The organism is Streptomyces sp. 3211.6 (assembly GCF_003634815.1).
In the GTDB taxonomy this organism is placed as follows: domain Bacteria; phylum Actinomycetota; class Actinomycetes; order Streptomycetales; family Streptomycetaceae; genus Streptomyces; species Streptomyces katrae_A.
Map to the genome: position 1 here is coordinate 4142030 of NZ_RBXC01000001.1, position 22628 is coordinate 4164657.

A 22628-nucleotide genomic window follows, 5' to 3' on the forward strand; every position below is an offset into this window, starting at 1 on the left:
TCTCTGGAAGGGGGCCCGGGCGGGGCCGGTGCACGGGCCCTGCGCGGGCCCGTGGACGACGGGCCCGCGGGCCTGGTGGATCAGGCGGAGCGGCGGCGCGAGGCGATGCCGAAGGCCACCCCGCCGAGGCCGAGGACGATGCCCGCGATGCCGAGGGCGCGCGCGGTGGTGTCGGAGCCGCTCTTGGCGGCGGCCTCGTCGTGCTTCTCGTCCTTGCCGGCGTCCGTGCCGGCGTTCTTCGCGTCGGCCGGCTTGGCGGCGTCGTGGTCACCGGCCGCGGCGGCGGCGGTCAGCTTCAGGACGGGCGCGGGGTTCTGCGGCTCGGCGGCGCCCTCCTTGGCCTCCTCGATCCAGCGGACGACCTCGTTGTTGTCGTACGTCTGGATGGCCTTGAAGACCATCTTGTCCGCGTTGTCGGGGAGCTTGCCGACGGAGACCGGGAACTGCTGGAACTTGCCGGGCTCGATCTTTCCGCCGGTCCAGGTCACCTTGGTGACCACCTCGTTGACCTGCTTGCCGTGCACGTTCAGGGGCTTGTCGAGCTTGGTCTTCTCGACGGTGGACGTCCAGCCGGGGATGTCCTGCGGCATCACGGACGTCAGCGGCTGGTCGACCGGGAAGTTGACCTCGAGCTGGGTGGTCGAGGCGTTGTCGCGCTCGTTCGGGACCTTGAAGTTGATCGTCGCGTAGCCGCCCTTGGGGGCGTCGCCGGGCTGCACGCTGACGTGCGCGAATGCGGTACCGGACAGGGCGAGGACGGCGCCGGCGGCGAGGGCGGCGGCGAAGGAGACGCGAGAGGTCTTCATGACAGGAACACTCCACAGAGCAGTGGTGAACGGTGGGACCGCGCGCACGGGCGCGCGCGGAGATCACGGCACCGGTGCTCCCGCCGTGTGTCCCGGGGAGTGGAGGTGCCGCGTCAGGCTGCGAGGACGAGCGCAGCCGGCGGTCCGCGCCGGATCACGGTGTGCAGGAGTGCGTCCCGGCCGGTCGTCGCGGCGGGCGCGGAGGCGGTCCGGCGGGCCCGGGGGCCGTGCGCGGGAGCGCCGGGGAGCCCGGCCGTGAGGGCCCGTACGAAGGCCAGCGCGGCGCGCAGCGGGCGCATCGGGCCGGTTTCGGCGGAGAGCCGGGAGAGTTCGACCAGCCGGAACAGGGCGGCGTCGCCCCGGCCCAGCAGCCAGCCCGCGGTGAGCGCGGCCAGCAGGTGGCCGAGCAGCATGGCCGGGCTGAACAGGCCGATCCCGGGAGCCCCGGCCGGGGCCGCGGACACGTGCATGTGGCCCATGTGGCCCGACGCGGCCGCCTGCGCGGCCAGGGCCGCCGGGTCCAGCCCGGCGGTCTCCAGGATGCGCCGGGCGTCGGCCGGGCTCAGCGGTATGGAGTTGCCCCCGCAGACCAGGCGGGCGGCGAGCGCCGCCAGCGAGGTGTCGGGGCCGGCCGGGGTCTGAGCGGCGGCCTCGCCGTGCTGGCCGAGGCCGAACAGGACGTGCAGCCCGAGCTGGCCCACGGCCAGTCCGGCGGCGATGCCGGGCCGCGAACGGCGGCGTCCCGCGAGGGGGACCGTGACCGCGAAGAGGCAGACGAAAGCCAGGGCCAGTGCCCACCACGGCACGGTCGCGCAGGAGGCCACGGCGTGGCCCGCCGCGGACAGCACGACGCAGACCGCGGTGAACACCGCGGCCCGGGTCGTCCGGAGGCCTGCTCCGGCGCGTGTGGTGTGGGTGGCAGACATGGCCGGGCCATCATCGCACTGGCCCCGGGCCCTGCCTACGGCAGGTACTGGAGGGACCCTATGGTTCCGGTGTGCGACCGCAAGCGCGCCCCTCGCCCGGCAGGCTCGCGACCAGCGCCCCGCCGGGGCCTACGCGCCCGATACACGCCGGACGCACATGCCGCATCGGCCGAATGAGGGCTGTGCCGGCCGCCGGGGGCTTACGTCCCACCACGGGCGGCAATAGGTAACCGTATGAGCATCTGGTGGTCTCTCCACTTGCGGCGCGAAGCCGCGAGCGTGCCGCTCGCCCGGCGACTGCTGCTCGGGACCATGGAGACCGCGGGGGTGGACGCGGACATCTCCTACGAGTTGTCGGTCGCGCTGAGCGAGGCCTGCGCGAACGCCGTGGAGCACGGCGGCCGCGGCGGACCGGCGGGCGGCCCGGTCGGCGTCCCCGCCGACGAGGTCCTGGACGGTACCGAGGCGTACCACGTCACCGCCTACCTCGACGGGGACCGCTGCCGCATCGAGGTCGCCGACTCGGGTCCGGGTTTCCCGGCGTCGACGGTGGCCCGCCGCAGACCCTCCCTGGCCGAGCACGGCCGGGGCCTGCACCTGATCGCGGAGCTCGCCGACCACGTCCGGCTGCGCAACCGGCCGGGCCGGGGCGCGGTGGTGAGCTTCGAGCGGATGCTGAAGTGGCGTGAGGACGCGCTGCTGAGGGTGTCCTAGGACATGCCGACGGGCGGGGGAACCGGCACCGGCTCCCCCGCCCGTGGTCATGTCCGGGGCGTCAGCCCTTGAGCCGCGCCATCCACGCCTCGACCTCGACCGAGGTGCGCGGCAGGCCGGCCGACAGGTTCCGGTTGCCGTCCTCGGTGACGAGGATGTCGTCCTCGATCCGGACGCCGATGCCCCGGTACTCCTCGGGCACGGTCAGGTCGTCGGCCTGGAAGTACAGGCCCGGCTCGACGGTCAGGCACATGCCCGGCTCCAGCGTGCCGTCGACGTACGCCTCGGTGCGCGCGGCGGCGCAGTCGTGGACGTCCAGGCCGAGCATGTGGCCGGTGCCGTGCAGGGTCCAGCGGCGCTGCAGCCCGAGTTCCAGGACGCGCTCGACCGGCCCCTCCAGCAGACCCCACTCGACGAGCTTCTCGGCCAGCACGTGCTGGGCGGCGTCGTGGAAGTCGCGGTACTTCGCACCCGGCTTGACGGCGGCGATGCCGGCTTCCTGGGCCTCGTAGACCGCGTCGTAGATCTTGCGCTGGATGTCGGTGTACGTGCCGTTGATCGGCAGCGTGCGCGTGACGTCGGCGGTGTAGAGGGAGTGGGTCTCCACACCGGCGTCGAGCAGCAGCAGGTCGCCGGAGCGCACCGCGCCGTCGTTGCGGACCCAGTGCAGGGTGCAGGCGTGCGCGCCGGCGGCGGCGATGGTGCCGTAACCGACGTCGTTGCCCTCGACACGGGCGCGCAGGAAGAAGGTGCCCTCGATGTAGCGCTCGGACGTGGCCTCGGCCTTGTCGAGGACCTTCACGACGTCCTCGAAGCCGCGGACGGTGGAGTCCACGGCCTTCTGCAGCTCGCCGATCTCGAAGGCGTCCTTCACCGCGCGGGCCTCGGAGAGGTAGACGCGCAGCTCCTCGTCGCGCTCCTTGGTCACCTTGTCGGTGAGGGCGGACTCGATGACGGAGTCGTGGCCGCGGACGGCGCGGACCGGGCCGGTGGCCTCGGTCAGGGCCTCGGGCAGCTCGCGGACGTCCTTGGCCGGGATGCCCAGCAGCTGCTCGGCCTCGGCGAGGGAGTGGCGGCGGCCGACCCAGAGCTCGCCCTGGCCCGACAGCCAGAACTCGCCGTTCTCGCGGTTCGAGCGGGGCAGCAGGTAGACGGTGGCCTCGTGACCGGTCTCGCCGGTGGGCTCCAGGACCAGGACGCCGTTCTCGGTCTGGTCGCCGGTGAGGTACGCGTACTCGGTGGAGGCGCGGAAGGGGTACTCGGTGTCGTTCGAGCGGGTCTTCAGCCGGCCCGCCGGGATCACCAGGCGCTCGCCCGGGAAGCGCGCGGACAGCGCGGCCCGGCGGTCGGCGGTGTGGCCCGCCTGGGCGATGGGCTCGAGACCGTGCAGCTCGGTGTCGGCCCAGCCGGTGCGCATGCTCTCCGCAAGTTCCTCGCTGACGCCCGGGTACAGCCCGTTCTTGCGCTGCTTGTGCTTCTTCTGGGGCTGCTCTTCTTCCGGGGTCTCCGGGGTGAGCTCGTCAGCCACGTCATCTCCTCAGCCGCTACGACACGCACGGGTCCGGGTGCGAACCCCGTTCATCGTATGTGTGAGGAGACGGCGCCCGGCCAGTCCTGTGACAAACAAGTCAAAACGGGCGCCCGTCGTGGTGTCTGGTCCGGTGTCCCGTCCGGTGTCCCGTCCGGTGTCCCGTCCGGTGTCCCGTCCGGTCAGTCGAACCGGGCCGCGAGCAGGACGACGTCCTCGGTGTCCTGGTACGGATCGGACGCGGCCGGGCGCGGCTCCTCCTCGGGGAGCACGGTCCGCAGGATGTGGTCGCAGATGGCCGCCGGGTCCTCCCGGGCGCTGCGCGGGACCCCCGCGGCCGCTGCGTGGAGGCGGGCGTAGGCCCGGTCCATGGGGTCGCCGGTACGCCGCAGCAGCCCGTCCGTGTACAGCAGCACCGTTTCTCCGGCGGCGGGCTCGATCTCCACGCTCGGTGCTTCCCAGCAGGCCAGCATCCCCAGCGGTGCCGAGAGCGAGGTCTCGACGTACTCGGTGCGGCGCTCGCCGATGAGCAGGGGCGGCGTGTGCCCCGCCCCGGCCAGGATGATCTTTCGGGCGGCGGGCTCGCAGTAAGCGAAGAGGGCGGTGGCCGAACGCGCGGGCTCGGTCAGGCGCAGCAGCAGCTCCAGGTCGGACAGGACCGCGACGGGGTCCTCCCCCTCCATGACGGCGTACGCGCGCAGCGAGGCCCGCAGCCGTCCCATCGCGGCGACGGCGCTGGGCCCGGAGCCCGTGACCGAACCGACGGCGAGCCCCATGGCGCCCTCGGGAAGCGGCAGCGCGTCGTACCAGTCGCCGCCGCCGAGGGGGCCGCTGCGGTGCCGGGCGGCGAGCTGGACCCCGGGGATCCGCGGCAGCCGGCTGGGCAGCAGTTCCTCGGAGACGGTGGCCAGCCGGGTGCGGGAGCGGTCCACCTCCAGCATCCGGGCCAGGTGTTCGGCCGCGTGCCGGACGTAGAGACCGACGAGGTCGCGCTGGCGGTCGCTCGGCTCGGCCTGTTCGTCGTAGAGCCAGACCGCCGCGCCGAGCCGGCCGGTGGCGTCGGCGGTCAGCGGCAGCGCGTAGCTGGCGGCGTAGCCGAGGCGGGAGGCGACCTCGCGGTGACGGGGGTCGACGGGGGGTTCGTAGCCCCCGGCGCCGGGCGTGGCAGTCGTGCCGGGCTCGGGGAGGACCTCGGAGCCGCCGTGGGCGTCGGGGAGTCCGTCGAGGATGCGGCCGTACGAGGTGGCGCTGCGCGGCACCGTCTCGATGTGGCCGAGGTCGGCGCGGCCGAGGCCCAGGCCGATGGTGGAGGTGGGGCCGAGCCCGTCGGAGGGTTCCAGGACGACCAGGCCGCGGCGGGCCCCGACGAGGGCGGCCCCGGCACGCAGGAATTCCCGGAGGGAGGAGTCGAGGTCACTGGCCCGGGCGAGGCGCTCGGTCAGCTCGTGGAGGGTGGTGAGGTCGGAGACCATGCCCGCCAGCCGGTCCTGGATGACGCTGCTCGCGGCAGGCGGGGCGGCCTGGGCGGGGGCGGGCCGGGCGGAGGTGGCCGCTGGGGCGGAGAGGGAACCGGACGCGGGTGCGGGCGCCGCAGTGTGCGCCGACGCTGTAACTGCTGGATCGATTCCAGCCACTTTCGGCAGATGCGGGGCGCTCATGGCGTCCGCCTTTCCACCTGGTGCGATTCGCCATATAGCATCGCAAACCCCCAGATCGTGCTGCGCCGCCATCAATGGATCCACATCTACACGCACCCGAGGATCGATGTCCAGCATTGTCCCGGTGGGAATACTGGTGTCCGTGGGACGGCAACTCACTGTCCAGCCGGGGCTAAAACTTGGCTGGAAAAAGCGGGAAGCGGACGGTTTTTGCGATCGACTGGACAGGCGCTCCAGGGGGTCCGGGTACGTAGTCGGTAGTGCCCGGGGCCAGTTGGCGCCCCCGGTACCGCCGGGAACCGCCCGGCCCGAGCCGTCGTCCTTAGCGGCGGCAGCCGGTCTCGACACCGGTGCGGGCCGCTCGGACCGCACGCTCCGGGCCCCTGCCGGACGTTTGACGGACCCGTAAGAAACTGCACGAAGCGTGTGAACCTGCTTCTGGCGGACTAGTGACGCGAAACGTGTACGTGTGGTGAAACACCGCTCACGTGGTGTGATGTGGCCCTCGACGTTCAACGGAAAGGAACGAGCGCTCATGCGCGAGATCCTCGGAAGGCGTCTCCAGCGGCTCCGCGATCGCTTGAAGTTCCCGCGCGCCGCCTCTCGCCCCGCCGCGGAGGCGGGGGCCGGGGCGGCTCCCTCCCTCATCGAAGCCGCGCTGACCTGCGCCGCCGTCCGGCAGTGGCCCGTGCTGCCGGGCGTGGGCCGGGCCGGCGCCGACAGCCGGCGCTGTGCGTGCCCCGATCCCGACTGCGTGGTGCCGGGCGCGCATCCCTTCGATCCCGGCCTGCTCGCCGCCACCACCGACGCGCGGATGGTGGCCTGGTGGTGGGGCAGGCGGCCGGCGGCCCCGGTGCTGCTGGCCACCGGCGGCGCCGCGCCCTGCGCGGTGAGCCTGCCGGCGAAGGCGGCCGCGCGTGCCGTCGTACGGCTGGACGCTCAGGGGATGCGGCTCGGGCCGATCGTCGCCACGCCCACCCGGTGGTCCCTGCTCGTCGCGCCCTACTCGCTGGAACGGCTCGGCGAACTCCTGTACGCCAAGGACCACGTGCCCTCCTCGCTGCGCTTCCACGGAGAGGGCGGCTACCTGCTGCTGCCGCCCTCGCCCGCGTCCGGCGGGGGTCAGGTCCGCTGGGAGCGGGAGCCCGAGCCGCGGCGGGCCGGTTCGGGCGAGCTGTGGCTGCCGGAGGTGGAGGCGGTCGTGGACGCGCTCGTCGAGGCGAGCAGCAGTGCTCCCGGCGGCGGCAGCCGACTGGCGTACTGACCGGTCCCGCTGACCGGTCCCGCTGACTGGTCCCGCTGACCAGTTCCCGAGCCGGCCCGGGTGCGGAGCTTCCTGCGGCCGGCTGATCACTCGTACGGGTGTCAGCACACCGAGTTTCCAAGGGAATTGGGCGCGGGGATCTCCGCGCCCCTTTCCCGCGTCGCTATCTTCGGCGAATGAATCTCCGCCTGATCGGTATCGGCGCCGGTGTGCTGATCATCTTGTCGCTTCCCCTGGCCGGAGCGATCGCCGGGCCGGATTTCGCCGGTCAGGGCGACGGAAAAGGCGGGGGATTGCTCTCCTCGTTCGGCCTTTCCCGCTCCTCCCGTACGGCGGACCGTGCGCGGTCGGCCGCCCGCCCCGCACGGCCGGGTCCGCCCGAGCAGCCGCGCACCGACTCCCGCTGCGGTCCCGAACTCTCCGCGCCGCAGGGCCTGGAGGCGCAGACGTGCGTGCTGGCGAGCGAGGGACGGACCTGGGGCCGGAGTTACTACCGCAACACCAGCGGCCGGGCGCTGGACGCCGTGCTGACCGTGATGGGCCCGGCGGGACGGACGGTGCAGATCCGCTGCGCCGTGGCGGCGGGGGACGAACCGGGGCTGTGCGAGACGCCCCGGGGGGAGTCCGCGGGGGCGCCGGACGCCTACTCGGCTGTAGCGGAGTTTGCAGTTCCGGATGATGAAGGGCGGCTGCTGCTGCGGTCCGGGAGCAACTCGGCGGCCCCGACGGGCGGTTGAGCGCCGCCGAAAGACAGAGGCCCGGTCGCTGGCGACGGGGGATGCACCAGCGACCGGGCTACAAGAACGGTAACAAGAGATCGCCTGTTCGCAAATTCGATCTCTGATATTCAGACATCGATTTGCAGGCGATTAGCGGGAGTTGTGACACCGGTCACCGGTCACCGGACCCGCGCGCGGCCGTGCGCCGCACGCGGGCCGCGCCCCGTGCCGGGCGGGCGTCAGCTCAGCGTCACCTGGCGGTTGGTGAGCCCGCCGCGCGCCCGGCGCTCCTCCGCGGTCAGCGGGGCGTCGGTGGCGAGGGCCGTGGCCAGGCGCTCCGCGAACTCGGCGGCGGGCTTCTCCACGTCATCGGCGGTGACCCCGGTGGGCAGGTCCCAGACGGGAACCATCAGGCCGTGGGCGCGGAAGGAGCCGACGAGCTTGGTGCCCTCGCCGAGGGAGGAGGTGCCCGCCGCGTGCAGCCGCGCCAGGGCGTCGAGCAGCTTCTCCTCCGGGTGCGGCATGACCCAGCGCAGGTGGTTCTTGTCCGGGGTCTCGCACCAGTAGGCCGCGTCCACGCCCGTGAGCTTGACGGTCGGGATGGCGGCCGCGTTGGCGCGCTCCAGGGAGGCGGCGATCTCCGGGGAGGCGTTCTGGGCGCTTTCCGCGTCCGGAATCCAGAATTCGAAGCCGCTGTGCACAACCGGCTCGAAAACGCCGTCCAGGGCGAGGAGATCCTGAAGTCGCGGACCCTCGGCCGGCACGCGCCGGGCCGGAACCGGGTTGCCCGGCTCGGTGGCGATCGCGCGCTCCAGGGTGTCGGCCATGTCGCGGGCCAGGTCCCCGGAGGTCGACTCGTTCTGCAGGCCGAGCAGGACGGAGCCGTCCTCGCGCCGCAGGGCCGGCCAGGCCATGGGCAGCACGGTCACCAGCGTGACGGACGGGACGCCTTCGGGCAGACCGTCCTTGAGCGTCAGCGGGACGGTGGCCGCGGGGACGAGCTCGCGCAGCGCCACCCAGTCGCACTCGCCCGGCAGCCCCTCGAAGGGACGCCGCACGTGCTCGGTGACGGCGTGCGCGGCGGCCGCGCCGTGACAGGCCTTGTAACGGCGCCCGGAACCGCAGGGGCAGGGCTCGCGCGCGCCCACCACCGGGATCTCCCCGTTGTCGAGCTGCGGCTTCGCGGTCTTCGCGGCGGGGCGCTTCTTGGCCATCGTGGGTGTCTCCCGGTTGCGGCGGTACGGCGGTGTCTCTGGGCGCGAGCCTAGCCGTTCGTACCGCCGGAACCGGTGGGGTGCGGCCGGGAGCACGGTCGGCGTGCGCTCCCGGAAGACCGCGTGTGCGGACGGCCGGTGCCGCTGGTCGGTGCCGCCACTCGGTGCCGCCGGTCGGCGTTGCGGGCGCCGACGCCGGACCGTCAGGCGTCGAGATCGTCGAAAGCGGAGGCGAAGCCGATCGCCGGGGGAGCGACGCGCGTAGCGAAATCGTCGTGCCGGGGTCCCCTGGCGACGACCACCCACACCGTGACCTCGCCCGCTGCCCCGTCCCGCACACCCCAGTCCTGGGCCAGCGCACTGATGATGTTCAGCCCGCGGCCCCCGTGCGCGGTGACCGAGGGCGTGGCCGGGATGGGGCGGGTCGGGCCGCCGCCGTCCGTGACCTCGACCGTCAGGCGCCCCGCCTTGTCGACGCGCCACGCGGCGCGGATCTCGCCGTCACCGACGTCCCGGGCACCCAGCGGTCGGCCGTGCCGGCAGGCATTGCTGAGGAGTTCGGAAAGGATCAGTACGGCATCGTCCACGACCGATTCGGACACTCCGCTGATGCGCAGCTGCTCGCGCATCCGGTGCCTCGCCTCGCCCACGCCCGCAGGACCATGGCGAATGTCCATGCACGACGACGTGGGCACTTCCTGTGCCATCACCAACGCCACCCCCGGAACCTCCTTAGCCCCACGCCATGGTCTGGATGCCCCACTGGCCTGGACCGGAAACCGCCGCTGCGCACCCCTCTGACGCATTCATGACCACGAATGCGGAACGGATGCGCCGGGGCACGCCCTGTCACGGCCGGGGCCCCTGTGGCTGGTGCGCAAAAGGGGACGTCAGCGCCCGAGTTGTGACAGAACCTGACGCGGCCTGTTCGTGATGATCGCTTCTACACCCAGATCAGCGCATAGCTGAACATCATCCGGTTCGTTCACGGTCCATACGTGCACGGAGTGGCCCGCGGCCTGGAGCTTGCGGATGAAGCCGGGGTGGTTGCGCACGATCCGCATGGCGGGCCCCGCGATCCGCACGCCCGCGGGCAGGCGGCCGTCGCGCATCCGGGGTGAGACGAACTGCATGAGGTAGACGGTCGGGACCGTCGGGGCGGCCGCGCGCACCCGGTGCAGGGAGCGCGCCGAGAAGCTCATGACCCGGACGGGGTGGGGGCCGTCGGCGGGCGGGGCGTCCAGCCCGAAGCGCTTGAGGAGGAAGAGCAGGCGCTCCTCCACCTGTCCGGCCCAGCGGGTGGGATGTTTCGTCTCGATCGCCAGCTGTACGGGCCGGCCGGCGTCGGCCACCAGCTCCAGCAGCCGCTCCAGGGTGAGCACGGAGGTCCGCTCCGGGTCCGCGTCCCAGTCGGGGGACTCCTCGCGGTCCTTCCAGGAGCCGAAGTCGAGGGCGGCCAGTTCCGCCAGCTCCAGGGCCGAGACGGCGCCCCGGCCGTTGGAGGTGCGGTTGACGCGGCGGTCGTGGACCAGCACCAGATGGCCGTCGGCGGTCAGCCGGATATCGCATTCGAGGGCGTCGGCGCCGTCTTCGATGGCCTTCCGGTAGGCGGCCAGGGTGTGCTCGGGGGCATCCTCCGAGGCGCCGCGGTGGGCGACGACCTGGATGGGGTGCGGCGTTGCGTGGGTCACCTGGTCATGGTGCCACCGAGGAGTACCCGCATGGCGGGGTGACTCCTGGAGGTCCGTCCCATATGTCGGATATAAAGGTAGGCGGCAGACGCACAGGTCCGGCTTACAGTGCTCTGACGGGTCATGGGAAAGGCTTCACCCTGGAACTTCTACGGTGCGTCGAACGTTCAGTCGGACCGATGCCCGGACGGTACCGGGGCGGTATCGCCTGATATTTCCAGCAGCCGTATTGGCCGTGTAAGCCGTGTGTGACGAGGGAGAGAGCGCTGTGAGCACCGAGAACGAGGGCACCGCGGCCCCGACACCCCCCGCGGCCCCGTCCGCACCTCCCGTGCCGGTGGCCGCCTCCACACCCGAACCGGCCGCGCCGGCGGCACCCCAGGACGCCCCGGCTCCGGGCACCGAACACACCCAGCAGCTCCCTCCCGCCCCGGCGGCGCCCCCGGCCTACGGCCACGAGCAGGCCCCGGCCGCCCCGCCGGCGCCCCCCGCTCACCCGGCGGCGGCCCCCGCCACGGCCCCGTACGGCGCGGAGGCCTGGCCCCCGCCGCCGCCGGCCGTTCCCTCGTACGGCGGTGGCGGCCAGGGCGGCGGCGCCTGGGGCGTGCCGCTCACCGCCGACGGCGCCCCGCAGCCCAAGCCGAAGGGCCGGGGCGGTCTGATCGCGGCGGTCCTCGTGGCGGCCCTGCTCGCGGGCGGCTTGGGCGGCGGCATCGGCTACTGGGCGGCCCAGCGCGACCACAGCGGATCCGGTTCGACCACCATCAGCGCGCCCAACATCCCGAAGGACCTCAAGCGGGACGCCGGCTCCGTCGCGGGCCTCGCCGCCGCCGCGCTGCCCAGCGTCGTCACCATCGAGGCCTCGGCCGGGGACGGCGAGGGCGGCACCGGCACCGGGTTCATCTACGACGAGCAGGGCCACATCCTCACCAACAACCACGTGGTGGCCTCCGCCGCCAACGGCGGCAAGCTCTCCGCCACCTTCTCCGACGGGAAGAAGTACGAGGCCGAGGTCGTGGGCCGGGCCCAGGGCTACGACGTGGCCGTCATCAAGCTGAAGAACCCGCCGGCCAACCTCAAGCCGCTGCCGCTCGGCGACTCGGACAAGGTCGCGGTCGGCGACCCGACCATCGCGATCGGCGCCCCCTTCGGCCTGTCCAACACGGTCACCACCGGCATCATCAGCGCGAAGAACCGCCCGGTGGCCTCCGGCGACGGCTCCGGCGGCAAGAACTCCTACATGAGCGCGCTGCAGACGGACGCCTCCATCAACCCCGGCAACTCCGGCGGCCCGCTGATCGACGGCCGCGGCGCGGTCATCGGCATCAACTCCGCGATCCAGTCCGCCGGCAACGGCGGCTTCGGCGGCGGCCAGGCCGGCTCGATCGGCCTCGGCTTCGCCATCCCGATCAACCAGGCCAAGAACGTGGCCAAGTCGCTGATCGAAACGGGCAAGCCGGTCTATCCGGTGATCTCCGTCTCCGTGGACCTCCAGGCCAAGACCGACGGCGCCAAGATCTCCGAGCAGGGCGCCCCGGCCAACGAGCTGGTAGACCCGAACGGTCCGGCCGGCAAGGCGGGCCTCAAGCCCGGCGACATCATCACGGAGTTCGGCGGGAAGCAGGTCGACAGCGGCCCGACCCTGATCAGCCTGATCTGGACGTACAAGCCGGGCGACACCGTGAAGCTGACCTACCTGCGCGGCGGCAAGCCGACCACGGTCGACATCACGCTCGGCTCGCGCGTCGGCGACAAGTAGCCGCGGAGCGCGAGCCGGCGACAGGTAGCCGCGCACCGCGAGCCGGCGCGTGAACGCCGCTCGACGGTGGCTTGACGGGAGGGGCTGTGGCCGGGAATCCGCCTACGGCCCCTCCCAATATCTGCTTATGCTTCGCTGGTGTTCGATTCACGGCACATACGGACATTCCATGAAGTGGTCGCCGCGGGTTCGTACTCGGCCGCCGCTCGGGTCCTGGGCTACACCCAGCCCGCGATCACCCAGCAGATGAAGGCGCTCGAACGAGCCGTCGGGACACCCCTGTTCACCCGGGTGGGCCGGAGGATGAAGCTCACCGAGGCCGGGGAGTCGCTGGCCCGGCACGCCGAGTCCATCCTCGGCAGCCTCTCGGCCGCCGAGGCCCAGCTGAAGGCGTACACGAGGCTGCGCACCGGGCGCGTACGGGTCTGCGGGTTCCCCAGCGCCAACGTCACCCTGGTCCCCGAGGCCCTCAGCGGCCTCGCCAAGGACCATCCCGGAGTCCAGGTCGAGCTTCTGGAAGGGGAGCCCCCGGAATCCCTGCGCAGGCTCCAGCGCGGCGAGTGTGACATCACCCTGGCCTTCACCTATCCCGGGCTGCACGAGGAGATCCCCGAGGAGGTCGCCGAGGTCAGGCTGCTGGAGGACCAGCTGACGGTGCTGCTGCCGACCGGGCACCCGCTCGCCCGGCGCCGGGCGGTGCACCTGGCCGACCTCGCCGAGGAGCAGTGGATCGCCGGCTGCCCGCGCTGCCGGGCGAACCTGCTGCACGAGTGCGCCGAGCTGGGCTTCGTGCCCGACATCAGGTTCGCCACGGACGACAACCTCGTGGTCCAGAGCCTGGTCGCGCAGGGGCTGGGCGTGGCGATGATGCCGGCGCTGGTCCTGCCCTCGCTGTCACTGAGCCGGGTCTGCGGCCGGGTGCTGGAGCCCGCTGCCCGCCGCCACATCGCCGCGTACGTCTACCGCGACCACCTGCGGATCCCGGCGACCGCCGTGGTCCTCGACGAGCTCAAGCGGGTCGCCTCGAACCGCGTCGGCTGCTGACCCCAGCGAGGTGTCCGCAGCCCCGATCCATAAGCAGAGATTGGGATTTCAGGTCATAACTGTCGTTGGACGTGATGAATCGGCCGTCGGACGCTGCTTGTATGACCACCACCACGCCGGCCCGTACGACCACGAGGATGGCCGCCCTCGTCAGTGAGATCCGCACGGTCGTCGACCGGGGGCTGGCCCCGGACCTGACCGCCTACCTCGTCGGCGAGCGCCTCGCCCCGCATCTCGGCGCGTCCGATCTCCTGACCGCGGAACAGCAGGAGGGCGACCCGCAGCACTACCGCCAGCACATCCTGCACGCCGAGGCGGACGGCAGCTTCTCGGTGGTCGCACTGGTCTGGATGCCGGGGCAGGAGACCTGTATCCACGACCACGTGTCGTGGTGCGTGGCCGGGGTGCACCAGGGCGAGGAGAGCGAGCGCCGCTACCGGCTCGCGCCCGGCGCGGACGCGGCCCGTCTGGTGGCCACCGAGGACGTGGTCAACGCCCAGGGCGAGGTCTGCGGCTTCGCCCCGCCCGGGGACATCCACCGGGTGCGCAACTCCTGTACCGGCAAGGCGATATCGATCCACGTCTACGGGGCCGACGTCTCCCGCCTGGGCAGCAGCATCCGCCGCGTCTACACGCTCCCCGTCGACTGATGGCCCTCCTCCACCGCCCCCACAGCGAGGCGGTCCCCGTTGTTTCACGTGAAACACCAACCCCCTGGCCGGGCTTGGGCCTGGCCGCCGCCGGCGCGCTGGTGGCCTGGTGCGTGCACCGGCTGGTCCCCGGCATACCGATGCTGACCGCCTCGGTGGTGCTGGGCATCGCGGTGGCCCACGTCCCCGGCGTACGGACCGTCGTACGCGGACCGGCCCGCCCGGGTCTGTCCCTGGCCGGGCGGCGGCTGATGCGGATCGGCATCGTCCTGCTGGGCCTGGGGCTCGGCCTGGACCAGGTGCTCCGGCTGGGCTGGGCGACGGTGGCCATGGTGACCGCGGTGGTCGCGGCCACCTTCTTCGGCACCATCTGGCTGGGCCGCCGTCTCGGGCTCCCGGGGGACCAGCCCCTGCTGATCGCCACGGGGTACTCCATCTGCGGGGCCTCGGCCATCGGCGCCGTGAGCGAGGTGTCCGGAAGCAACGAGGAGGACGTGGCCTCCTCGGTGGCACTGGTCACTCTCTGCGGAACCCTCGCCATCGCCGTACTCCCCTTGCTCCAGGGTCCCTTGGGGCTCTCCGACCTGTCCTTCGGCCGTTGGGTGGGCGCCAGCGTCCACGACGTCGGCCAGGTGGTGGCGACGGCTCAGACCGCCGGTCCCGGCGCGCTCGGCGAGGCCGTTCTGGTCAAGCTGATGCGGGTGGCCCTGCTGGCCCCGCTGGTGGCGGCCGTGGCCTTCTCCATGCGGGCGCGGCGTCGCGGCGTGCGCACCTCCTCCGGGAAGCGTCCGGCGCCGGTGCCCCTGTTCGTCCTCGGGTTCCTGGCGGCGGCCGGGCTGCGTGCGACGGGCCTGCTGCCCCACACGGCCCTGGACTGGGCGCACACGGCCCAGGAGGCCCTCCTGGCCGCGGCCCTGTTCGGTCTGGGCAGCGCCGTCCACCTGCCGACCCTGGCCCGCACCGGCGGGCGTGCCGCTCTGCTGGGCCTCGGGGCCTGGGTGGTCGTGGCGGGCGTCTCCTACGCCGGGGTGCTGGTGACCACATGACGCCCCGACCCGGGGGGAGTTGGCCATTTCCTGGCCGGAACCGACCGAACGTCCGGACCGCCCCCTGACTTCTCGGGTTCCCCGTGCGAACCTGCCCGCGCAGACCGAACGGCCGAACACTCGAACAGCCGATCCGCACCGACAGCTCTTCACCCCACCCTGCCCGGATCCGTCCGGTCCGGGCACGGCAGAAGGAGTCCTGCGTGAATCGTCATCGCACGGCGCTGTCCGTCCTCCTCGCCGCCGGCGCCCTGCTCACCGGCGCCCTGACGGCGGCCTCCCCCTCGGCGGCCGCGGAGTCGCCCTCCTCGTTCCGGCCCCGGCAGAGCCCCGGCTTCTGGACGGCCGAGCGGATGCGCCAGGCCACCCCGCTCGACGTGACGGCCATCCCGGGCGGGACGCGCACGCTCCCCGCGCCGGCGGCCCCGCCGACCCGGGTGGCCCCGACCTCCCCCACGGCGTTCCCGCAGGCCGGCGGGGCCTGGACGGGCGGCGGAGCGGTCGTGAAGACCTCGGGCCGGGTGTTCTTCACCTTCCAGGGCCGCACGGCCTCCTGCTCGGGCGACTCCATCACCAGCCAGAACGGCAGCACGGTCATCACGGCCGGGCACTGCGTGAAGTACCAGGGAGCCTGGCACACCAACTGGATCTTCGTCCCGGGCTACGACAACGGCAACGCCCCGTACGGCCAGTGGGCGGCCACCAAGACCCTGGCCACCGACCAGTGGGCGGCGAGCGAGGACATGAACATGGACGTCGGCCTCGCCGTCGTCGCCCCGCAGAACGGACGTACGCTCAGCCAGGTCGTCGGGGCGCAGGGCATCCAGTTCAACGGCGGCTACAACAAGAAGATGTACTCCTTCGGCTTCCCGGCGGCCGCGCCGTACGACGGCACCAAGCTCGTCTACTGCAGCGCCAACACGGGCAAGGACTTCCTGCTCACCAAGGACCACAGCATGTCCTGCAACATGACCGGCGGCTCCAGCGGAGGTCCCTGGTTCCAGGACTTCAACGAGTCGACGGGCCTGGGCACGCAGGTGTCGGTGAACAGCTTCGGCTACAACTTCCTGCCGAACACGATGTTCGGCCCGTACTTCGGCCCGGAGGCCAAGGCGGCCTACGACAAGGCGCAGACCTCCTGACACCCGGACACCCAGACCCCGCCACGGACGACTCCCACCCCACCCGCCCCCACATCCCGGTACTCTGTACCGGCCAGGTGGGTTGCCCGAGCGGCCTAAGGGAACGGTCTTGAAAACCGTCGTGGCGCGAGTCACCGTGGGTTCAAATCCCACACCCACCGCACCAGGTCGGCGCAGGCGCCGACGGGAAGGGGCGCCCCTCGTCGAGGGGCGCCCCTTCTGCGTCTCCTCCGGGCTCCCGTGCCGGGTCTTGGTTCTTCCGGGTGGTGTTTGTCGGAAGATCGGCGTGCGGGATGGGTGGCGTGCGGTTGCGGTCGCATCATGACGAATGTATGCAGATCCGCCCATCGGGACATCGGGAATCGAGGCGTTCGTCATGACCCACCGCAGCAGCACCACGTCGATCTGGACCTCCTTCCTGTCCGTGCTCAGGGCGCTCCTGGGTGCTCTCGGCCTGGTGGGCAAGGCGGCCCCGGCGGGTGCCGAGCCGGCCGCGGTGGCCACTCCTTCGGCTCCCTTCGCGCGGCAGACCGTTCCGGTTGCGCGGCGGACGTGGCGGGCGATGATGCGCGGCGGCTCGCGCCCTCCGACGATCAAGCAGCGGATCCGGGCCGAGGCCCACGGCAAGAGCCCGTCGGTGCGCCGCTCCGCGACCGCCGCCACCCTCGCCCCTGACCGGGATGCGGTCGCGCTCGCCGCGTAGCGGGGGCTTGCTCCGGCGGATTCCGGGGGCGCGTGGGGGGCGTGAAGCTTGGTACGGCAGGGCCGCAGGGCCGGGAGACGGTGGGGTTCCCGGACGGTGCGGCCCTTTTCGGCATGTCCGGGTCGAGTCAGTTTGGCGGAACGATTCTCCTGCCCCTTCCGCGCGGCGGGCGACGTCCGGCCATCGCCGGGCCTCCCGACCTTGACATTCCCGGTGAATCTGACGGACAGTCAGTTTCACTCGGTCCGATGTGAAGCCAGGAGGCCAGCGCCGTGCACCTCGCTCCGTCCGAAGGGCAGTCACGGCTACGCGCCGAACTGCGCGAGTACTTCAGGGACCTGCTGCCCGACGGGGTCCCCGACGACCCGGCGGCGCAGCGCATTCTGCTGCGCCGCATCGGCGCCGACGGGCTGCTCGGGGTGGGCTGGCCCGTCGAGTACGGAGGCCAGGGTCGCGGCCCGGAAGAGCAGTTCGTGTTCTTCGACGAGGCCTACCGGGCCGGGGCCCCCGTCTCCATGGTCACCCTCAACACCGTCGGCCCCACCCTGATGAAATACGGCACCCCGGAGCAGAAGGACTACTTCCTGCCCCGCATCCTGCGGGGTGAGACCGTCTTCGCCATCGGCTACTCCGAGCCCGAGGCCGGCACCGATCTCGCCGCGCTGCGCACCCGTGCCGTCCGCGACGAGAACGGTGACTGGGTGATCGACGGACAGAAGATCTTCACCTCCAACGCCCAGAACGCCGACTGGATCTGGCTCGCCTGCCGCACCGACCCGCAGGCCCCCAAGCACAAGGGCATCTCCATCATCCTGGTGCCCACCGACAGCCCCGGCTTCTCCTGGACCCCGATCGACACCGTCGGAGGCCTCACCACCACGGCGACGTACTACGACGGCATCCGGGTCCCCGCCGGCCACCTCGTCGGCCCCGAGAACGGCGGCTGGGGCCTGATCACCAACCAGCTCAACCACGAACGCGTCGCCCTCGCCGCCATCGGCATGCAGGCCGAGGACTTCTACGAGGCCGCCCGCGCCCACGCCCGCACCCCCGACCCCGCCACCGGCGAACGCCCCGCCGACCGGCCCTGGGTCCGGGCGAGGCTCGCCGAGGCCCACGCCCGGCTGGCCGCCGTGCGGCTCCTCAACTGGCGGCTCGTCCAGGACGTGGGCGCGGGGACCCTGGCCCCCGGCGACGCCAGCGGAGTGAAGTTCCTCGGCACCGAGTCCGCCGTCGAGGTGTACCGGATCTGCCAGGAGGTGGTCGGGGAGGAGGCCCTCGTCAGGGGACCGGAGGCCTTCCTCGGCGGCGAACTGGAACGGATGAACCGCGCGGCCCAGATCAACACCTTCGGCGGCGGGGTCAGCGAGGTCCAGCGCGAGATCGTCGCCATGATGCGGCTCGGCATGAAGGGGAGGAAGCGATGACCGCCGACCGGACGACCACCGGGAAGACGACCGCCGCCGACCGGACGACCGCCGCCGGGATGACGGCCGGCGCCGGGGCGACCGCCGCCGCCGCGGAAGCGGAGCTGCTACGGCGGCTCAAGGCCTTCGAGGGCAGGGCCGCCGCCACTGCGGGCCGCGCCAAGGACCCGGTCAACGAGCCCATGATCCGCCACTGGTGCGAGGCCATGGGCGACACCAACCCCGCGTACACCGGGCCCGAGGCCATCGCCCCGCCGACCATGCTCCAGGCCTGGACGATGGGCGGCCTCTCCGGCCACACCGGCCGCGCCACCGCCCACGACGAACTCTTCGCTCTCCTCGACGCCGCGGGCTGCACCTCGGTGGTCGCCACCGACTGCGAACAGGAGTACCTGCGCCCGCTCCGCCCCGGCGACACCATCACCTTCGACGCCGTGATCGAGTCCGTTTCCCCGCGCAAGACGACCAAGCTGGGCACCGGCCACTTCGTCACGACCCGGATGGACGTCCACGCGGGCGGCGAGCTCGCCGGGACGCACCGCTTCCGCATCCTCAAGTACGCCCCGGCCGCCAAGCGGCCCCCCGTGAAGCCCGAGGCGGAGGCGAAGCCACAGCGGCCCCGCCCCGTGGTCAACCGCGACAACCAGGGCTTCTGGGACGGGGTCCTGGAACACAAGCTGCTGATCCAGCGCTGCACCGCCTGCGCGACCCTGCGCTTCCCCTGGCTGCCCGGCTGCAACGCCTGCTCCTCCCCCGACTGGGACACCGTCGAGGCGAGCGGCGCCGGCACCGTCTTCTCGTACGTCGTCATGCACCACCCGCCCTTCCCGGCCTTCGACCCTCCCTACGCGGTCGCCCTGGTCGAGCTGGCCGAAGGGGTACGCGTGATCAGCAACATCACCGGAGTCCCGTACGACAAGGTCCGCATCGGCCTCCCCGTCCACCTGGAGTTCCTCCGCGTCGACGACACCCTCGAACTCCCCGTCTTCCGATCGGAGGCGGGCTGACATGGACTTCCACCCCACCGAGGAACAGGCCGCCGCGGCGGCCCTGGCCGCCCGGATCTTCGGCGACCTCGCCACCCACGAACGCCTCGCCGCGGCCGGCACCGGCAGCGACGCCGAACTGTGGAAGGCCCTGACCACCGCCGGCCTGACCGCCGCCGTGGAGGAGGTCGGCCTCCTCGGCCTGGTCCTCCTCCTGGAGGAGCAGGGCCGCACCACCGCCCAGGTGCCCTACGCCGCCACCTGCGCCTACGGCATCCTGCCCGTGGCCGCGCACGGCAGCCCCGGGCAGCGCGCCCGCCTGCTGCCGGCCCTCGGCTCGGGCGAAGCCGTCGCCACCGGTGCCTTCCCCGCCCGCCGGTCGGTCACCGCCACACCGGACGGCCGCCTCACCGGCACCGTCCCCGCCGTCCCGTGGCTGCGCGACGCCACCCACGTGCTCGTTCCGGACCGCGACCGGGCGCTGTGGCTCGTCCCTACGGACGGGCCCGGCGTCCAGACCCGGCCGGTGGAGACGACCGCCCCCTGGTCCGCGGGCCGCCTCACCCTGACCGGTGCCCCGGCCGAACGGCTCGGCGGCCCGGACGCCCACGACGCGGTGCTGGCCGCCGCCCGCACCGCCTTCGCCGGGCTCCAAGCCGGCGTCTGCGCGGGCTCGCTCGCCCGCGCCGTCGAGTACACCTGCGCCCGCGAGCAGTTCGGACGCCCGCTGTCCACGAACCAGGGCGTCATGCTCCGCGCGGCCGACGCGTACATGGACACCGAAGCCATCCGGGTGACCGCCTACGAGGCGGCCTGGCGGATCGACGAGGGACTCCCGGCGCACGAACACGCCCTCACGGCGGCCTGGTGGGCCTCGGAGGCGGGCAAACGCGTCGTCCACGCGGGCCAGCACCTGCACGGCGGCATGGGCGCCGACCTGGACCACCCCGTCCACCGGCACTTCCTGTGGGGGCGGCAGCTGGACGCCTATCTGGGCTGCGGCAGCGAGCTGCTGTCCGAACTGGGCGCGCTCATATCCGAGGGGGAGACATCGGACGGGGAGAAAGAGGGGGAGGACGCATGAACGTCGGCGACGCACTGCCGCCGCTGGAGATCCCGGTCACCCGCACCCTGATCGTCGCGGGCGCCATCGCCTCCCGCGACTACCAGGACGTGCACCACGACGCGGAACTCGCCCGCGAGAAGGGCTCTCCGGACATCTTCATGAACATCCTGACCACCAACGGCCTAGTCGGCCGCTACATCACCGACCACCTCGGACCGCAGGCCGTCCTGCGCAAGGTGGCCATCCGCCTCGGCGCCCCCAACTACCCGGGCGACACCATGATCCTCACGGGCACCGTCACCGCCCTCGACGGGAACACCGCCGAGATCCGGGTCGTCGGCGCCAACCGCCTCGGCCACCACGTCACCGGCACCGTGACCGTCACCCTGGGGGCCGGGGCATGAGCGTCCGCCTCCGCGACGACCTGGGCGGTCGCGCCGCCATCGCCGGCATCGGCGCGACCGAGTTCTCCAAGGACTCCGGCCGCAGCGAGCTCAAACTCGCCGTCGAGGCGGTGCACGCCGCCCTCGACGACGCCGGGCTGACCCCCGACGACGTCGACGGCATGGTCACCTTCACGATGGACACCAGCCCCGAGATCACCGTCGCCCAGGCCGCCGGCATCGGGGAGCTCTCCTTCTTCTCCCGCATCCACTACGGAGGCGGCGCGGCCTGCGCCACCGTCCAGCAGGCCGCCCTCGCCGTCGCCACCGGCGTCGCCGAGGTGGTCGTCTGCTACCGCGCCTTCAACGAGCGCTCCGGCCGCCGCTTCGGCTCCGGCGTCCAGCAGCGCGAACCCTCGGCCGAAGGCGCCGCCCTCGGCTGGTCCCTGCCCTGGGGGCTGCTGACCCCCGCTTCCTGGGTGGCCATGGCCGCGCAGCGCTACCTCCACACCTACAACCTGACCCCCGAGGCCTTCGGGCACGTCGCGGTCACGGGCCGCAGGTACGCCGCGAACAACCCCGCCGCCTACTTCCACGGCAAGCCCATCACCCTCGCCGACCACGCCGCCTCCCGCTGGATCGTGGAACCGCTGCGGCTGCTGGACTGCTGCCAGGAGACCGACGGCGGCCAGGCCCTCGTCGTCACCACCGCCGAGCGGGCCCGCGACCTGCGCCACAAGCCCGCCGTGATCACCGCTGCCGCCCAGGGCGCCGGCCGCCGCCAGGAAGGGATGACCTCCTTCTACCGCGACGGCCTCACCGGGCTCCCGGAGATGGACGTGGTGGCCCGGCAGCTGTGGCGCACCAGCGGGCTGCGGCCCTCGGACATCGACGTGGGCATCCTCTACGACCACTTCACCCCCTTCGTCCTGATGCAGCTGGAGTCGTTCGGCTTCTGCGGACCCGGCGAGGCCGCCGACTTCACGGCCGCCGCCGCCCTCCCCCTCAACACCCACGGAGGCCAGCTCGGGGAGGCCTACCTGCACGGTATGAACGGCATCGCCGAAGCCGTCCGCCAGGTGCGCGGCACCTCCGTCAACCAGGTCCCGGGGGCCGAGCACGTCCTCGTCACGGCCGGTACCGGCGTGCCGACCTCCGGGCTGGTCCTGGGCGCCGGCGCCTGACTCCGGTCCTGGTCGCGCGCCCCTCCTCCACCTACAGGAGGTGGGGCGCGGCCGGACCGTACAACCTGAGGGGGACCCGGCTTCGGCACCTGCGGGCGATCCCAGGCGCGGACTCCGCTCCTAGCGTGGAGCCATGACCACGCCTGTGTGCACGCTCGCCTCGAACCCGACGCCGTACCCGTCGTTCTCGGCGTACGTCCGGACCCGTGGCACGGCCCTGATGCGCACCGCGCGCTCCCTGACGGCCAACCCGTGCGACGCCGAGGACCTGCTCCAGACCGCCCTCGCCAAGACCTACGTCGCCTGGGACCGCATCGAGGACCACCGGGCCCTGGACGGCTACGTCCGCCGAGCCCTGGTCAACACCCGCACCTCGCAGTGGCGCAAGCGCAAGGTCGACGAGTTCGTCTGCGAGGAGGTCCCCGAGACCGAGGAGCAATCCTGCGCCGACCCCGCCGAGTCACAGGTGCTGCGCGACGCGATGTGGCGGGCGGTGACCCGGCTGCCCGACCGCCAGCGGGCCATGGTCGTCCTGCGCTACTACGAGGACCTGAGCGAGGCGCAGACGGCCGAACTGCTCGGGGTCTCGGTGGGCACGGTCAAGAGCGCCGTCTCGCGGGCCCTGGTCAAGCTCCGCGAGGACCCGGAGCTCACCCCGGTGCGCTGAGAAGGCCGTGGAGGACCCGTTGAGGGGCTGTCGAGGGGGCTGTGTTTCACG

Annotated in this window: 22 protein-coding genes and 1 tRNA gene; 16 read left to right on the top strand and 7 right to left on the bottom strand. The window is 72.6% G+C overall.

Going from position 1 to position 22628, the window contains the following annotated elements; translation table 11 throughout:
* Window positions 1-80 precede the first annotated feature (80 nt).
* Together BX286_RS19090 and BX286_RS19095 are read right to left on the bottom strand one after the other, a co-directional pair.
* A complete protein-coding gene (locus BX286_RS19090) occupies window positions 81-806 on the bottom strand; it encodes a YcnI family protein (protein WP_079428742.1) in 726 nt (241 codons plus the stop codon).
* Between the two features lie 113 nt (window positions 807-919).
* A complete protein-coding gene (locus BX286_RS19095) occupies window positions 920-1732 on the bottom strand; it encodes a hypothetical protein (RefSeq protein WP_121015589.1) in 813 nt (270 codons plus the stop codon).
* Window positions 1733-1966: 234 nt separating this feature from the next.
* Here BX286_RS19095 and BX286_RS19100 point away from each other — a divergent pair, with 234 nt between their 5' ends.
* Window positions 1967-2446 carry an ATP-binding protein gene (locus BX286_RS19100; protein WP_079428745.1) on the top strand — a complete coding sequence of 160 codons (480 nt, stop codon included), beginning with the start codon at window positions 1967-1969 and terminating at the stop codon, window positions 2444-2446.
* 61 nt (window positions 2447-2507) lie between these two features.
* Here the strand turns inward: BX286_RS19100 and BX286_RS19105 are convergent, their stop codons facing one another.
* Window positions 2508-3974, bottom strand: coding sequence for an aminopeptidase P family protein (locus BX286_RS19105; RefSeq protein WP_100863291.1), 1467 nt, complete (start codon window positions 3972-3974; stop codon window positions 2508-2510).
* Between the two features lie 182 nt (window positions 3975-4156).
* The gene (locus BX286_RS19110; RefSeq protein ID WP_100863290.1) at window positions 4157-5749 is read right to left on the bottom strand and encodes a PP2C family protein-serine/threonine phosphatase; all 1593 of its coding nucleotides are present in this window, start codon (window positions 5747-5749) and stop codon (window positions 4157-4159) included.
* Window positions 5750-6167: 418 nt separating this feature from the next.
* On the opposite strand from BX286_RS19110, the gene BX286_RS19115 reads away from it, so the two are divergent.
* Together BX286_RS19115 and BX286_RS19120 are read left to right on the top strand one after the other, a co-directional pair.
* The gene (locus BX286_RS19115; protein WP_079428751.1) at window positions 6168-6896 is read left to right on the top strand and encodes a bifunctional DNA primase/polymerase; all 729 of its coding nucleotides are present in this window, start codon (window positions 6168-6170) and stop codon (window positions 6894-6896) included.
* A 176-nt stretch (window positions 6897-7072) separates the two neighbouring features.
* Entirely contained in the window at window positions 7073-7633 is a 561-nt protein-coding gene (locus BX286_RS19120; protein WP_167747594.1) for a hypothetical protein, read from the top strand.
* 221 nt (window positions 7634-7854) lie between these two features.
* Here BX286_RS19120 and BX286_RS19125 read toward each other — a convergent pair whose 3' ends face one another.
* The 3 genes from BX286_RS19125 to BX286_RS19135 all read right to left on the bottom strand — a co-directional run bounded on the left by BX286_RS19125 (window position 7855) and on the right by BX286_RS19135 (window position 10520).
* On the bottom strand, window positions 7855-8829 hold the full coding sequence (locus BX286_RS19125) for a DUF5926 family protein (protein ID WP_079428756.1): 975 nt from the start codon (window positions 8827-8829) through the stop codon (window positions 7855-7857).
* 203 nt (window positions 8830-9032) lie between these two features.
* On the bottom strand, window positions 9033-9635 hold the full coding sequence (locus tag BX286_RS19130; protein ID WP_121015591.1) for an ATP-binding protein: 603 nt from the start codon (window positions 9633-9635) through the stop codon (window positions 9033-9035).
* An 84-nt stretch (window positions 9636-9719) separates the two neighbouring features.
* Window positions 9720-10520 (bottom strand): glycerophosphodiester phosphodiesterase, encoded by an 801-nt coding sequence (locus BX286_RS19135; RefSeq protein WP_079428760.1) that lies wholly within the window; start codon window positions 10518-10520, stop codon window positions 9720-9722.
* 268 nt (window positions 10521-10788) lie between these two features.
* On the opposite strand from BX286_RS19135, the gene BX286_RS19140 reads away from it, so the two are divergent.
* The 13 genes from BX286_RS19140 to BX286_RS19205 all read left to right on the top strand — a co-directional run bounded on the left by BX286_RS19140 (window position 10789) and on the right by BX286_RS19205 (window position 22577).
* A complete protein-coding gene (locus tag BX286_RS19140) occupies window positions 10789-12279 on the top strand; it encodes a S1C family serine protease (RefSeq protein WP_079428762.1) in 1491 nt (496 codons plus the stop codon).
* A 138-nt stretch (window positions 12280-12417) separates the two neighbouring features.
* Complete coding sequence (locus tag BX286_RS19145; RefSeq protein WP_079428764.1) at window positions 12418-13323, top strand: LysR family transcriptional regulator; 906 nt, start codon at window positions 12418-12420, stop codon at window positions 13321-13323.
* A gap of 101 nt (window positions 13324-13424) precedes the next feature.
* Window positions 13425-13973 (top strand): cysteine dioxygenase family protein, encoded by a 549-nt coding sequence (locus BX286_RS19150; protein ID WP_079428766.1) that lies wholly within the window; start codon window positions 13425-13427, stop codon window positions 13971-13973.
* Window positions 13973-15019: a YeiH family protein gene (locus BX286_RS19155; protein WP_121015593.1), complete on the top strand. Its 1047-nt coding sequence runs from the start codon at window positions 13973-13975 to the stop codon at window positions 15017-15019. Before BX286_RS19150 ends, BX286_RS19155 begins: the two co-directional genes overlap by 1 nt.
* A 203-nt stretch (window positions 15020-15222) precedes the next feature.
* On the top strand, window positions 15223-16161 hold the full coding sequence (locus BX286_RS19160) for a serine protease (protein ID WP_079428770.1): 939 nt from the start codon (window positions 15223-15225) through the stop codon (window positions 16159-16161).
* 76 nt (window positions 16162-16237) lie between these two features.
* Window positions 16238-16322 (top strand) — tRNA-Ser (locus BX286_RS19165).
* Between the two features lie 215 nt (window positions 16323-16537).
* Window positions 16538-16864, top strand: coding sequence for a DUF6344 domain-containing protein (locus BX286_RS19170; RefSeq protein WP_121015594.1), 327 nt, complete (start codon window positions 16538-16540; stop codon window positions 16862-16864).
* A 272-nt stretch (window positions 16865-17136) separates the two neighbouring features.
* The gene (locus BX286_RS19175) at window positions 17137-18291 is read left to right on the top strand and encodes an acyl-CoA dehydrogenase family protein (protein ID WP_100863287.1); all 1155 of its coding nucleotides are present in this window, start codon (window positions 17137-17139) and stop codon (window positions 18289-18291) included.
* 59 nt (window positions 18292-18350) lie between these two features.
* Window positions 18351-19298 carry a bifunctional MaoC family dehydratase N-terminal/OB-fold nucleic acid binding domain-containing protein gene (locus tag BX286_RS19185; RefSeq protein WP_121017689.1) on the top strand — a complete coding sequence of 316 codons (948 nt, stop codon included), beginning with the start codon at window positions 18351-18353 and terminating at the stop codon, window positions 19296-19298.
* A 1-nt stretch (window position 19299) separates the two neighbouring features.
* Window positions 19300-20361, top strand: coding sequence for an acyl-CoA dehydrogenase family protein (locus tag BX286_RS19190; RefSeq protein WP_079428776.1), 1062 nt, complete (start codon window positions 19300-19302; stop codon window positions 20359-20361).
* Window positions 20358-20747 carry a MaoC family dehydratase gene (locus BX286_RS19195; protein ID WP_121015596.1) on the top strand — a complete coding sequence of 130 codons (390 nt, stop codon included), beginning with the start codon at window positions 20358-20360 and terminating at the stop codon, window positions 20745-20747. The genes BX286_RS19190 and BX286_RS19195 overlap by 4 nt, the downstream gene beginning before the upstream one ends.
* Entirely contained in the window at window positions 20744-21910 is a 1167-nt protein-coding gene (locus tag BX286_RS19200; RefSeq protein ID WP_079428780.1) for a lipid-transfer protein, read from the top strand. The genes BX286_RS19195 and BX286_RS19200 overlap by 4 nt, the downstream gene beginning before the upstream one ends.
* A 133-nt stretch (window positions 21911-22043) precedes the next feature.
* On the top strand, window positions 22044-22577 hold the full coding sequence (locus BX286_RS19205) for a SigE family RNA polymerase sigma factor (RefSeq protein ID WP_079428782.1): 534 nt from the start codon (window positions 22044-22046) through the stop codon (window positions 22575-22577).
* Window positions 22578-22628: the final 51 nt, after the last annotated feature.

Coding starts and splice junctions, on each gene's coding strand:
- BX286_RS19185 (WP_121017689.1), top strand. CDS start 18,351: ATGACGGCCGGCGCCGGGGCGACCGCCGCCGCCGCGGAAGCGGAGCTG.
- BX286_RS19090 (WP_079428742.1), bottom strand. CDS start 806: ATGAAGACCTCTCGCGTCTCCTTCGCCGCCGCCCTCGCCGCCGGCGCC.
- BX286_RS19200 (WP_079428780.1), top strand. CDS start 20,744: ATGAGCGTCCGCCTCCGCGACGACCTGGGCGGTCGCGCCGCCATCGCC.
- BX286_RS19190 (WP_079428776.1), top strand. CDS start 19,300: ATGGACTTCCACCCCACCGAGGAACAGGCCGCCGCGGCGGCCCTGGCC.
- BX286_RS19115 (WP_079428751.1), top strand. CDS start 6,168: ATGCGCGAGATCCTCGGAAGGCGTCTCCAGCGGCTCCGCGATCGCTTG.
- BX286_RS19150 (WP_079428766.1), top strand. CDS start 13,425: ATGACCACCACCACGCCGGCCCGTACGACCACGAGGATGGCCGCCCTC.
- BX286_RS19170 (WP_121015594.1), top strand. CDS start 16,538: ATGACCCACCGCAGCAGCACCACGTCGATCTGGACCTCCTTCCTGTCC.
- BX286_RS19100 (WP_079428745.1), top strand. CDS start 1,967: ATGAGCATCTGGTGGTCTCTCCACTTGCGGCGCGAAGCCGCGAGCGTG.
- BX286_RS19195 (WP_121015596.1), top strand. CDS start 20,358: ATGAACGTCGGCGACGCACTGCCGCCGCTGGAGATCCCGGTCACCCGC.
- BX286_RS19095 (WP_121015589.1), bottom strand. CDS start 1,732: ATGTCTGCCACCCACACCACACGCGCCGGAGCAGGCCTCCGGACGACC.
- BX286_RS19120 (WP_167747594.1), top strand. CDS start 7,073: ATGAATCTCCGCCTGATCGGTATCGGCGCCGGTGTGCTGATCATCTTG.
- BX286_RS19155 (WP_121015593.1), top strand. CDS start 13,973: ATGGCCCTCCTCCACCGCCCCCACAGCGAGGCGGTCCCCGTTGTTTCA.
- BX286_RS19130 (WP_121015591.1), bottom strand. CDS start 9,635: ATGCGTCAGAGGGGTGCGCAGCGGCGGTTTCCGGTCCAGGCCAGTGGG.
- BX286_RS19125 (WP_079428756.1), bottom strand. CDS start 8,829: ATGGCCAAGAAGCGCCCCGCCGCGAAGACCGCGAAGCCGCAGCTCGAC.
- BX286_RS19110 (WP_100863290.1), bottom strand. CDS start 5,749: ATGCTGGACATCGATCCTCGGGTGCGTGTAGATGTGGATCCATTGATG.
- BX286_RS19205 (WP_079428782.1), top strand. CDS start 22,044: ATGACCACGCCTGTGTGCACGCTCGCCTCGAACCCGACGCCGTACCCG.